This is a genomic window from Streptomyces niphimycinicus (assembly GCF_018883605.1).
Taxonomy (GTDB): Bacteria; Actinomycetota; Actinomycetes; order Streptomycetales; family Streptomycetaceae; genus Streptomyces; species Streptomyces niphimycinicus.
In genome coordinates, this window is record NZ_JAHLEM010000422.1 from 1 (window position 1) to 12,525 (window position 12,525).

General features: G+C 71.2%; 7 protein-coding genes and 2 pseudogenes. 2 read left to right on the forward strand and 7 right to left on the reverse strand.

What is annotated here, in order from left to right:
* The 4 genes and pseudogenes from KN815_RS31415 to KN815_RS31430 all read right to left on the reverse strand — a co-directional run.
* On the reverse strand, positions 1 to 426 hold a 426-nt coding region (locus KN815_RS31415; RefSeq protein ID WP_216345255.1), incomplete at its 3' end, for a TIGR04222 domain-containing membrane protein.
* 83 nt (positions 427 to 509) lie between these two features.
* Positions 510 to 1,705: pseudogene (locus KN815_RS31420) on the reverse strand (RNA-guided endonuclease InsQ/TnpB family protein); the annotation flags it as partial.
* 299 nt (positions 1,706 to 2,004) lie between these two features.
* The gene (locus KN815_RS31425) at positions 2,005 to 3,003 is read right to left on the reverse strand and encodes a TIGR04222 domain-containing membrane protein (RefSeq protein WP_216345257.1); all 999 of its coding nucleotides are present in this window, start codon (positions 3,001 to 3,003) and stop codon (positions 2,005 to 2,007) included.
* Positions 3,000 to 4,394 carry an MbnB/TglH/ChrH family RiPP precursor modification enzyme gene (locus KN815_RS31430; RefSeq protein WP_216345258.1) on the reverse strand — a complete coding sequence of 465 codons (1,395 nt, stop codon included), beginning with the start codon at positions 4,392 to 4,394 and terminating at the stop codon, positions 3,000 to 3,002. The genes KN815_RS31425 and KN815_RS31430 overlap by 4 nt, the downstream gene beginning before the upstream one ends.
* Positions 4,395 to 4,745: 351 nt before the next feature.
* Here KN815_RS31430 and KN815_RS31435 point away from each other — a divergent pair, with 351 nt between their 5' ends.
* Positions 4,746 to 6,797, forward strand: coding sequence for a transglycosylase domain-containing protein (locus tag KN815_RS31435; protein WP_372458528.1), 2,052 nt, complete (start codon positions 4,746 to 4,748; stop codon positions 6,795 to 6,797).
* Between the two features lie 36 nt (positions 6,798 to 6,833).
* On the opposite strand, the gene KN815_RS31440 is transcribed toward KN815_RS31435, so the two are convergent.
* On the reverse strand, positions 6,834 to 8,090 hold the full coding sequence (locus KN815_RS31440) for a polysaccharide deacetylase family protein (protein ID WP_372458529.1): 1,257 nt from the start codon (positions 8,088 to 8,090) through the stop codon (positions 6,834 to 6,836).
* A gap of 142 nt (positions 8,091 to 8,232) precedes the next feature.
* Positions 8,233 to 9,630, reverse strand: a complete 1,398-nt coding sequence (locus KN815_RS31445; RefSeq protein ID WP_216345260.1) for a hypothetical protein — start codon at positions 9,628 to 9,630, stop codon at positions 8,233 to 8,235.
* 152 nt (positions 9,631 to 9,782) lie between these two features.
* Between KN815_RS31445 and KN815_RS31450 the strand changes: the two genes are divergently transcribed.
* Positions 9,783 to 11,075, forward strand: coding sequence for a molybdopterin-dependent oxidoreductase (locus KN815_RS31450; protein ID WP_216345261.1), 1,293 nt, complete (start codon positions 9,783 to 9,785; stop codon positions 11,073 to 11,075).
* Positions 11,076 to 11,552: 477 nt separating this feature from the next.
* Here KN815_RS31450 and KN815_RS50880 read toward each other — a convergent pair.
* Positions 11,553 to 12,525 (reverse strand): annotated as a pseudogene (locus KN815_RS50880) (hypothetical protein); the annotation flags it as partial.

The following is a 12,525-nucleotide window of genomic DNA, read 5'->3' on the forward strand; positions in this document are numbered from 1 at the left end:
CACATTCGTACGCGCCGAGGCGGGCACCGCGAGCCCCGCCGCCACCAGCCGGTCGCCCAGCGCCCGCACCGGGGCGGCGGTGACGAGCGCGGTCCGCACCGGCCGCACCGGGGACTGGCCCTCCGGCCCTATCGCGGTGATCACGGACCGCTCCAACTCGTCCCGCCCGTCCGGGACCACGACGGTGACCCAGCCGGTGTGGGCGAGCAGCAGGCGGCGCTCGCGGTACATCGTGACGAGGACCAGCTCGCCCACCCGCCGCGGACCCCCGGACAGAAACGCCGCCTCGTACAGGCTCAGGCCCTTCGCATCCGCCGCCGGATCAGGATCCATCGGCTGGGCGGCGGCGACCGCCGCCAGACACAGACGCGTGCAACTGACAACTGCCGCGCCCCATGCGACGAGCAGGAAAAGGACCCACAACATGGCCGAGTTCTACTCGACCGGGCCGCCGCCGCGCCATGGTTTTCACGATTTGACGCTCTCCTGCCTATAGGCAGGAGATTCCACGGGTCGCCCCGTGGAGTTCCTGCTTCGTCGCCGACTGCCCGCCCGGAGTTCTCCGTTGAGGTCTTACACCTGCTCCACAGGCCGACACTGCCCGTCCGGCAGCCAGAAGGTTCTTCGCGGCGTTCACGTCACGGTCGTGGGTGGCGCCGCAGCCACACGTCCAGGTGCGGACGTGCAGCGGCATCGCCCCGGCGAGGGCGCCGCAGGCGGAGCACAGCCTGGAGGAGGGAAAGAAGCGGTCGACCGCGATCACTTCCCGCCCGTACCAGGCGGCTTTGTACTCCAGCATGCTCCGGAAGTCCGACCAAGCCGCATCACTGATGGCGCGGGCCAGGCTCCGGTTCCTGACCATGTTCCGCACGGTCAGGTCCTCGATCACGAGCGTTTGGTTTTCACGCACGAGACGAGTGGTCAGCTTGTGCAGCCCATCACGCCGGCGGTCGGTGATCCGGGCGTGGATTTTGGCGACCTTGCGCCGGGCCTTCGCCCGGTTCGCGGAGCCCTTGGCCTTCTTCGCGAGGCGCCGCTGGGCCAGGGCGAGCCGGGCACGGTCACGGCGCTCGTGCCGGGGGTTGGCGATCTTCTCGCCGGTGGAGAGGGTCAGCAAGTGGTTCAGGCCGACGTCGATACCGACCGCCGCACTCGTGGCGGGCAGGTGCCTGACGCCCCGGTCCTCGCACAGCATCGAGACGAACCAGCGGCCCGCCGCGTCCTGGGACACGGTCACCGTGGATGGCTTCCCTCCCTCGGGCAGGGGGCGGGACCACACGATGTCCAGTGGTTCGGCCATCTTCGCCAGTGTCAGCTTCCCGTCGCGGAAGCGGAAGCCGCTGGTGGTGTACTCGGCGGACTTCCAGGACTTCTTCCGCGACTTGAAGCGCGGGTACTTCGCCCGCTTGGCGAAGAAGTGGGTGAACGCCGTCTGGAGGTGCCGCAGCGTCTGCTGGAGCGGGACCGAGGAGACCTCGTTGAGATAGGCCAGTTCCTCGGTCCTCTTCCACGCCGTCAGCATGGCCGACGTGGCGTTGTAGTTGACGCGCTCCTGCCGGGCCCACGCCTCGGTCCGGGCCGCGAGCGCCAGATTGTAGACCTTCCGGACACACCCGAACGTGCGCGACAGCTCGGCTGCCTGCGCACTGGTCGGATAGAAGCGGTACCGATACGCCCGCTTCACAGGAGCCGTGGTCACACTCACACGCTAGCGGGACGGCAAGTGAAGACCAAAGCTGCGGGTCAGGGCACGGTCTTTCGCCCTGGCGGCGAAATCCCGCTCCTCACCCTGCTCCGCAGGAGTCCGTTTCCTCTCCGCCGTGAACGGCAGAGTATCCACGGAGCCACCTGATGAACGACTCGCCCGGACGCGCAGCTCGCTCGGGCGAGACTCGCGTTGATCAAGGACCGTGACCGGTCGCGCGCGATCCGCCAGACCGGACCCCCTGGTCATGCCGGGCCTGCCGGTCCTCGTGGCGGCAACCCAGCCCGAGGCGCGGCGGCTCAGCCGCCCCCGCAGCCTCCGCCCCCGCCGCAGCTCGACCCCGAGGAGCCGCCGCACGACGACCCCCCGCCTCCGCCGCAGGACGAGCCGCCGCACGAGGAGCCGCCGCAGCCGGAGCTATCCCCTCCGCACCACGATCCGCCGCCGGAGTCCGAGGCGCCCGAAGACCCCGAGGCGCCCGAAGACCCCGAGTCGGTCGACGACCCCGAGGCGCCCGGCACCCTCTGCGCGTCCAGCAGTTGCTTCCGCAGCAGCGGATCCTCCGTCAGGGCGGCCGCCCCGGTCAACGCGACGACGAGCGCGACGGGGACCGTCGCCGGCTGGCCGATGGTCAGGGCGTGCCGCCGTAGGCCGATCCCCGACTCCCTCCGGTACGCCGCGAGCGCCTGCTTCCCGGCGGCGGTCAGTCGGCGCTTGGTCGCACCGGCGCAGATTCCGCCGACGAGGAAGCCGGTGAAGAGCGCGGGGGCGATCGCGAAGATCAGCGGGAGTCCGCCGTCGGCGACGGAGCCGACGCTCATCATGATGCCCAGGAACACGCCCACCACGCAGAGCGTGTTCTGCGCCCGTGCCGCGCCCCGCCAGAACCGGAGGGCGTCCGGCCGCACCATCAGCCCGCGCCCCGCCAGCCGGTCGCCGATCGCCTGTACCGCCGCACCGCGCATCAACTCCCGGCGCAGCCACTTCAGGGCGCCGTGCGGGGAGCGGGCGCACAGCCGCAGCAGGTCCTCCTCGACCGGGCCGCGCGCGATCGGCTGCCGCACCGAGACCACTCCGGGGTCGCCGATGGCCAGCCGCCCGTCCGCGTACATCGTGCTGATCACGGTGTCCGCCGTCCGGCCCGGACCGCCCGCCAGGAACGCGGCCTCCAGCAGGTCGTACGCCCGGGCGTCCACCGGCCTCACGGCCTCCCTGCGCCGGGCCCGGACCGTGCCGGTGATGAGCACCGCCGATGACAGCGCGACGGCCGCGTAGACCAGGATCACCGCCGTGCTCATGCCGCTCGCCGCCCGCTCAGCGCGAGCCGGACCCGGCGGGCCAGCCGCGCCGCCGGATGGGACGCCAGGGGCGCGGGCCCGGACCGCTCCCGCCACCACAGCGTCAGACGGCGCCGGGCCGCCGGGTCCTCGGGCCGTCCGTCCGCCAGCAGATGCTCGGCGAACGCCAGCGCGTCGCGGCGGTAGCCGCCGGTCATCGGGCGGCCGTCGGCGTACCGCGCGAACGCCGGGCGGTAGCCGGTGCCCAGGATCTCCGGCAGCTCCGGGGCCACCTTGGCGACCACGGACGCCCGCTTGGCGGTCAGCGCCGCGCTCTGCACCCGCAGCCGCCGCCGGTCGAAGCCCTCGGGTGGCGGGGTGCCCCCGACCAGTGCGGACAGCAGCGAGGTCTGGGCGAGCGCCAGCCGCTCACGGACGGCGTCCGGCACGGGAGCCTCGGGCACGGCGGCGGCCGTCACCGGGCCGGGCATACTCACCGGAACCGACGCCCGCACCGCGGGGGCGGCCTCTTCCGCAGTCCCCGACGCCGTCCCTGCCATCGCCCCCGACGCCGTCCCCGCCGCCACCGCCCCTGCCGCCGTCACCCCACGGATCGCGTCCAGCTCGCCCGCCAGCTCCCCGGCCGCCGGGAAGTCCTCGTCGCGCTCCAGCAGTACGCCGGGCGGTGCCGTACGGGCGCACAGTTCGGCGAGGACGTCGAGCACCGGCTGGGTCACCGGATGGGCGTGGCTGTCGTGCCACACCCCGTCCTTCTCGACCCCGCCCGCCACATGGACGTAGGCGATCGCCGACGTGGGCAGCTCGTCCAGCGCCTTGGCCGGGTCCTCGCCCCGGTTGACGTGGTTGGTGTGCAGATTGGCCACGTCGATGAGCAGCCGCACCCCCGTGCGCTCCACCAGCTCGGCCAGGAACTGGCCCTCGGTCATCTCCTCGCCGGGCCAGGAGATCAGCGCCGCGATGTTCTCCACCGCGAGCGGCACCGGCAGCGCCTCCTGCGCGATGCGCACGTTCTCGGACAGCACGTCCAGCGCGTCACGGGTCCGCGGCACCGGCAGCAGATGCCCTGCCTCGATGGCCGCAGACGCGGTCAGCGGCCCCCCGGCCCTGACGAACGCGATGTGCTCGGTGACCAGCGGCGAGCCCAGCGCCTCGGCCCGCTCGGCCAGCGCCCGGAGGCGGCCGGGATCGGGCCGCTCGGCTCCCCCGAGGCCGAGTGACACCCCGTGCGGGACCACCGTGGTCCCGCGTTCGCGCAGCCGCCGGAGCGCGTCCGGCACATGGTCGGGGCAGATGTTCTCCGCCACCACCTCCACCCAGTCGATGCCGGGCAGCAGCGCGATGTCGTCGGCGATCTCCGGTCGCCAGCCGATTCCGGTACCGAGGCGCACCATGGCTCCCCCTCCTCGTTCCGTACCGCGTCCCCCGCGGTGTTGTTCTCGCGTGCCGGGGTGATGACCCCGTAGAAGGAGGACGAATCCCCCGGCCCCCTGGTTCAGAGCTTCATTTGAGCTTCGGGGCAGCACGCCACAGGGGCGTACGCGGGGCCATCGGCCGAGGGCGGTCCGGGCGGTGCGAAAGGTCACCGGGTGGGTGGTGTCGCTGAATATGGTCACTGTTGCAAAAAATTGGAGCCCTGTGGCGACAGATGTTCAGAGTGGAAAATAGGATCGGTCTGGTCCGGGGGGATGGAAGATCACACCTTTGTGCCGCGCCCGCGCGCGGAGCGAGCGTGGGGGAAACACGTGCTGGGCAGCAGTGACAACGCCATGGGGAAGCACCGTAAGCACCGCCGAAAGCCGTCGTCGCAGAGCCGGAGGATGCGGCTGCGCCGCTGGGCGGTGGCGCGGGTCCGGCTGGACTACCCCCGGGCGGGGCGGCGTGGTGTGCGGCGTTGGCTGCCGACGTGGCGTCAGATCACCCTGCTCTTCCTGTTCTGCCTCGGCAGTCTGACCGGTCTGCTGAGCTATCTGTATCTCCAGACCGACATACCCAAGAACCTGAACGACTTCGCCACCCAGCAGGACAACGTCTACTACTGGGCGGACGGCACCGAGATGGCCCGCACCGGTCCGGTCAACCGGCAGGAGGTGCCGCTGGACAAGGTGCCCCAGGATGTCCAGTGGGCGGTGCTCGCCGCCGAGAACGCCAGTTTCTACTCCGACAGCGGAGTGTCCCCGAGCGGTCTGATGCGCGCCGTGACACGGATGGTGACGGGTGGTGAGACCCAGGGCGGATCCACCATCACCCAGCAGTATGTGAAGAATGCCTATTTGAATCAGCGTCAGACATTCTCCCGCAAGCTCACCGAGATGTTCATGGCCATCAAGCTGGACGACCGGATGAGCAAGCGGGAGATCCTTCAGCGCTATCTGAACACGAGCTGGTTCGGGCGCGGCAGTTACGGCATTCAGCGGGCGGCGTACGCGTACTACGGCAAGGACGTCTCGGAACTCAACGCGAGCGAGGGCGCGTTGCTCGCCTCGCTGCTCAAGGGCGCCGGGACATTCGATCCGACGGTCAGCGCCAAGAACCACAAGCGGGCCGTCGACCGCTGGAAGTGGGTGCTGGACCGGATGGTCGACATCGGAAAGCTCTCCCGCTCCGAGCGGGCGCGCTATACGTCGTTCCCCGAGCCCAAGGCGCCGCCCAGGCCGGCCGGGCTCACCGGTCAGGTCGGCTATCTGGTGGAGACGGCCAAGGCGTATGTGAGCTCCCATACCGAGATATCCGACGCCGATTTCGATCTGGGCGGCTATCAGATTCACACCACCTTCGAGAAGCCGAAGGTCCAGGCGCTGGCCAAGGCGGTGAAGAAGACCCGGGACACCCTCGATCCCGAGCAGCGCCCCGAGGACCGCCATGTGCGGATCGGCGCCGCCTCGGTGGCCCCCGGCGGCGCGATACGCGCGCTGTACGGCGGCCCCGGCTATCTGGAGCAGGGATTCAATGACGCGAACGCCTCCAACGTCCCGGCCGGCACCTCCTTCACCCCCTTCGTCTACGCCGCCGCGCTGCGCGACGGCGTTCTGCTGAAGCGCAACGGGGAGCGGACGCCCGTGACCCCCTCGACGTTGTACGACGGCGACAACAAGATCGCGGTGCATACGCCCGAGGGGCCGTACTGGGACCGCAGCGGCAAGATCGTGCGGGCCGTCAACGACGGGGACGCCTCCTATGGGCAGGTCTCCCTGCGCCAGGCGATCGAGCGGTCCATCAACACCCCGATGATCCAACTGGGCATGGACGTCGGCCTGGACCGGGTCCGGCAGGCGTCCATCGACGCGGGGCTGCTGCCCAGCAGCTTCGGCGCGCGGGTGCCCGCGTTCTCGCTCGGCACCGCGACGCCCAGCTCGATCCGTATGGCCAGCGCCTACGGGACGTTCGCCGCCGAGGGCACCCACTACGCGCCGTACTCGGTGAGCGGGCTCACCCACGGCGGGCAGCGGCTCGCACTGCGCAAGGACAGCGCCAAGCGGGCCTTCAGCCCGGTGGTCGCGGCGCAGGTGGACGAGGCGCTGCGGGGCGCCGTCCAGAGCCCGGACGGCGCGGCGCACGGGGCGGCCGAGGCCGGTGAGGTGGCCGGTAAGGCGGGCACGGCGCAGGACGGCAAGTCCGCCTGGTTCGTCGGCTACACCAAGAAGCTGTCGACGGCGGTCTCGCTGTCCCGGGTGGACCCCAAGTCGCAGGAACTGATGCCGCTCAAGGGGATGGGCGGGGAAGCCACCGAGACCTCGGGCGACACCTATCCCCTGGACATCTGGAAGAGCTATATGACGGATCGGGCGGCGGAATAGGCCCCGGGGAAGCGCGGCAACAGGACTGCCGTCGGGCTACTGGGTCTTGGTGTACGTGGACCAGTCCGGCGACTCCGCCGGGTCCAGCATCCGCAGCTTCTCCAGGACCTTCGGGTCCTGGGCGTCCAGCCAGTCGGCGAGTTGCTTGAACGACACGCACCGCACCCCGTCGCGGCGGCAGACCTTCCGCATCACGTCCTCGATGGCCTGCATATAGATGCCACCGTTCCACGTCTCGAAGTGATTGCCGATGAACAGCGGCGCCCGGCTGCCGTTGTAGGCCCGCTCGAAGCCGTTCAGATACCCCTCGCGGGTCAGCCGCTCCCACTCCGGGTACTTCGCCGGGTCGCCCTCGGTGCTGTCACCGGACTGGTTGAAGAGGAAGTTGAAGTCCATCGAGAGGACCTGCTTCTCGCTCTCCGGGTACGGCACGAGCTGGAGCGGGAAGTTCCAGATTCCGTCGATCTTGGACGGCCAGAGCTGGAAGTCGCCCGGGGAGCTGGCGTCATAGCGCCAGCCGAGGGACTTGATGGCCGGAATCAGCGTCTTCTGGCCCTCCAGGCACGGCGCGCGCCCGCCCACCAGCTCCACGTCGTAGTCGAACGGCAGCGGTTTGACGTCGGTGAAGCCGGTGTTGGTCTTCCAGTGCTTCACAAAGGAGTACGCCTGCTCCGTTTCGCTCTTCCACTCCTGGGTGGACCAGTCCTGCCCGCCCTTGGCGCCGCAGAAGTGGCCGTTGAAGTGCGAGCCGATCTCATTGCCGTCCTGCCAGGCCCCGCTGAGCTGCTCCAGGGTCTCCCTGATGTGCTCGTCGGTGGGGAAGGATATGGCGGCCGAGCCCGGCTTGTGCTGGGGCGGCCGATAGAGGTCGCTCTTCGTCTTGGGCAGCAGATACATGCCGCTCAGGAAGAACGTCATCGTGGCGTCGCTCTCCTTGGCCACCTGGCGGAAGCGGGAGAAGAGATGGTCGTCGTTCTCCAGCGCGCCGTCCCAGGAGAAGACCACGAACTGCGGCGGCTTCTCACCGGGTTTGAGCTTCTCGGGCTTGAGCTGATGCGGCTGCGGTCCGGTGTAGGACGTGGAGCCGTCCCCGAGCACCTTGACCTTGCCGTCCCAATGGGCGTACTTGTCCTTCTTCTTGGGCTCCCTGGGGACCCGGTCCGACTTGGGAGACGTCGTGGCGGCGGGGAGGTCCCCGCCCTGTGTGCCGCCCGCGTCCCCCGGCGAGGTCAGGGCTATCAGCAGTGCCACCACGACTGCCACGGCCGTGAGCGCGCCTATGGGCGCGGCCACGCCATAGGCGTTCTTCGCGTTTAAATCCTTCAACGCTTTCACGATCTTCAGCGCCTTCACGGGTCCCGCCCCCTGGCAACAGTACAGATGTACGCCCCCCTCAGTATCACAGAAGTATCACGTGCTCTTCACATCGGTCTCCTCACCAACCGGTCAGAAGCAGGTGGTTGACGAGCAGTCCGAGACACGCCTGGGCCATAAGCCAGCGGCGACGATCAATGGCGGGCAGCAGTGCGGCGGTGGGCAGCAGCCAGACCAGGAAGGGAAGCCAGATCCGCTCCGTCTCGGCCTTGCTCATCCCGGACAGATCGGCCACGACGAGCGCGAGCAGCACGGCGAAGGCCGGCACCACGAGCCCGTCCGGGGCACCAGGACCGCCCGGGCGCAGTCGCCTTACGGTCTCCGGCACCGCCGTCAGCATGCGCCGCGCCCCCGCGACACAGGCCGGACCGGCGACCACCGTAGCGACGGCGAGGTTGGCCCAGACCCAGTACGCGTACGGGCGGTCCGAGGCCACGCCCTGGTAGTAGCGCTCGACCAGCAGCGAGTACCCCTCCCACCACTGGAAGCCGGTCAGCGTGAACGCACCGGCCACCACCGCCGCCCCCATCAGCGCGAAGGGCAGCGGCCGGGCGGTACGGGCGAGCAGCAGCACGGCGGCGGCGGGCAGCGCCAGCAGCGTCAGCCCGTAGGAGAGATAGGCCGTCAGCCCCAGCAGCAGCCCGGAGCAGAACCCGACCGCCCCGGGCGCCCGGACCGTACGCGTCGCCGCGAGCGCCAGCAGCGCCAGCCCCCAGGCCGCGACGGCCGCGAAATAGCCGTCGGCCGAGGCACCCACCCAGACCGCCCCGGGGGCCAGGACCAGGAACGGGGCGGCAGCGCGCGCGGCCCGCTCCTGCCCCAGGGCGCGCAGCGTCACCAGGATCGCGACCGCCGCCGAGCCGCCCACCGTGATGCAGAAGGCCCCCGCCCACCCGCCGCCGCCCAGGCCCAGCCGGTCCAGGCCCACGAAGGTGAGCACGGCGCCCGGCGGATGGCCCGCGATATGGGCGGGCCAGTGGTCGGGCTGGGTGAGCAGGATGTGGCCGGTGAAGCCGCGCAGGGCCGCGCCGATGTCGTGGAACCGGTCGACACCGCGCAGATATTCGTGGCGCGCGGTCAGCCGCCCGGCCACCCCCCGCTGCCATCCGTCGACCAGCGCCAGCGACCAGATCCAGGCCATGGACGCCGCCCAGACGGCCCCCAGCAGCCCCCGCCACGGCAGCCGCGCCGCGAGCCGGGGACCGTGCGCGACGACCGCGACGGCGACGGCCAGGGCGGCGGGCGTGCCGGGGCCCACATGGGGCAGCCAGTCGGCGTACAGCGGCGCCCATTCGACGTACAGCGAGTGATCGGCCCGCTGGATCAGGGTGCCGACGACGGCGGCGACGGCGAAGAGCACGGCGGCGGCAGCGGCGGCGAGCACGTCCTGGCGGCGGCCGGTCCGCTTCTCGTTCTCGACGGCCCGGGTGTCGATGCCGCTGTGGAGGGGGAGTTTCACGACGTCACGCTACGTCGTGAAGCCCGCGTCCGGGCCGCCGCGCCGCGCGCCGTCACCGGACCGTCAGATCCTTACGGCAGGGCGGCTGACGTCACCGTTTCGTCATGGCCTCAAGGCACCGGAACGCGGCGCGGCCGCCCTACGGTCATGCCATGAGCCACCCTCCCCGTACCCACCGTGACCGCCGGGCCCTGTGGCGGAGCCCGCTGCGCGGCCCCTGGCTGACGTCTGTGCTCGGCCTGATCCTGCTCTTCGGCCTGCCCGTGCTCTTCGTGACCGGACTGCTGTCGTACGCCGCCTACAACCCCGATCTGTCGCCGGTCAACGACCAGACCCCGGACAAGGGGCTGCTCGGCTTCTATCTCTTCACCTGGCCGACCAACCCCTCCTGGCTCTACCGCGTCAACCAGGGCGTGCACGTCACCCTCGGGATCGTGCTCGTCCCCGTGCTGCTGGCCAAGCTGTGGTCGGTCATCCCCAAGCTGTTCATCTGGCCGCCGGTGCGCTCGGTGGGGCACGCACTGGAGCGGCTCTCGCTGCTGGCGCTGGTCGGCGGCGGGCTGTTCGAGTTCGCGACCGGAGTGCTCAACGTCCAACTGGACTACATCTTCCCCGGCTCCTTCTACCCGCTGCACTTCTACGGGGCATGGATCTTCATGGCCGCCCTCGTGGTCCATGTGGCGCTGCGGATCCCGGTCATGGTGCGGGCGCTGCGCAGCCGCGATCTGCGGGCCGAACTGCGCACCCGAGCCTCGGACACCAAGCCGGAGCCGCCGGACGAGACCGGCCTGGTCAGCCCGCAGCCGGCCGCGCCCACCATGTCACGGCGGGGCGCGCTCGCCATGGTCGGCACCGGCTCGTTCGCGCTGCTGGTGGTGACGGCCGGTCAGAGCATCGGCGGCCCGCTGCGCGAGACCGCCGTGCTCGCGCCGCATGGCCGCAACCCCGGGTCGGGTCCCAATGGCTTCCAGATCAACAAGACCGCCATGGCCGTCGGCGTCCGCGCCCGCGACATCGGCCCCGACTGGCGGCTGGTGGTGCGGGGCGCGACGGGCCGCGAGACCGTCCTCACCCGGGAGCGGTTGCTGCGGCTGCCGCGACACGGCGCGGCGCTGCCCATCGCCTGTGTGGAGGGGTGGTCGACCTCCGACCAGCGGTGGGACGGGGTGCGGCTGGCCGACCTCGCGGCGCTGGTGGGGCATGCCGACCGGCCCCCGAGGGTCCTGGTGGAGTCGGTGCAGCGGCATGGCTCCTTCCGCCGCGTCGTGCTGAGCGACGTCCAGGTCCGCGACCCGCGCTCGCTGCTGGCCCTGAGGGTCAACGGCGCGGATCTGTCGCCGGACCACGGCTATCCGGCGCGGGTGATCGTGCCCGGGGCCCCGGGTGTGCACAACACCAAGTGGGTCGGCCGGCTGACCTTCGGGAACTTCGAGGAGGGCGCGTGAAGGGGCTCGGGCGAGGCCGTGGGCCTCGGGGCGACCGTATGAGCCGGCTTCGAGGAGACCGTATGAAGGCCGCACTGCACCGCTTCGGGCCGGGGGCCGTCCTCCACCGCTTCGGGCTGCGGCGGCTGGAACGGGAGTCACCGCTGCGGCTGGTGCTGCTGCTGTGCTCGTTCGCGCTGACCGGCTACGCGGGGGTCAGACTGCTGAGCGGCGACTGGTTCGGGATCGTGCTGTGGATCGTCGGCGCCGCCCTCCTCCATGACCTGGTGCTGCTTCCGCTGTACGCGTTCGCCGACCGTGCCGTGGGCGCCGTACTCCCGGACCCGGCCCGCTGGATCAACCATGTGCGGGTGCCCGTCTTCCTGTCCGGGCTGCTCATGCTGGTGTGGTTCCCGCTGATCCTCGGCCGGCAGGAGCGCCGCTATGAGCACGCGACCGGGCTGAGCGCCGATGTCTTCTGGCCGCGCTGGCTGCTGATCACCGCGGGACTCTTCGCCGCCTCGGCCCTATGGCTGGCGGTCCGGGTGGCGATCCGGGTGTGGCGGCGCCGTCCGGGTCCTCGGCGTGGCGCCCCGGCGGCGGGGGAGCGGAAGCCGCCCGCAGGGCCCGCACGGCCCAGCCGGTCATGATCGCCGCACCGGCGACCGCGTACCCCAGCGTCCCGACCCACGCGCCGTCGTCGACCGCACGGGCCGTCACATACTGGGCAACTCCCGCGAGCGGCAGGCCGAGCCACTCCCAGCGCCCGTCGAGCGCCACCAGCGCCACCACCAGCAGCGCGTACCAGGGATAGCCGGGCGTCATCAGCAGGAACGCGGTCCCGGTCACCACCAGCGCACCGCGCCAGGGCCGACCGGGGTCACCGCGCAGCAGCACCCATGCGACGACCATGAGCAGGACGGCGGCGACCACCGGCAGGGCCCAGTTCTCCGGGGCGGGGTGGAGCAGCCGCAGCAGCGCGTAGCGGTTCTTGTCGTCCGCGGCGGTGGAGCCCGTCTCGTACCCCTCCTCCGCCGCATAGCCGGTGAGATAGCCGAGCACGGAGGAGCGCGAGAGCAGGACGTACGGAAGGTAGCCGAGCGCGACCACGGCCGCGGCGGGCAGCACGATCGCGGCGGCGGGGCGCATCGCCGCTGCCGCCGCGCGGCGGATCCGGGTGGGCGGCGAGGTGGGGCTCCCGGCGTTTTTGGGGGGTTTGAGGGCCTTGGCGGCCTTGGGGGTCTTGGCGTTCGTGGTGTTCGTGGTGTTCGTGGTGTTCGTGGTGTTCGTGGTGTTCGTGGCGAGGATGCCGGAGAGCGCACCCGGCAGGGTCACGGCGGGCAGCAGCTTGGCCGCGATCGCCGCGCCGAGCAGCACCCCGCCCAGGGCGCGGCGGCGGGGGACGGCGACCAGGCCCGCGACGGTCAACAGCACGCCCAGCGCGTCGACATGGGCGTTGTTCACCGCCTCC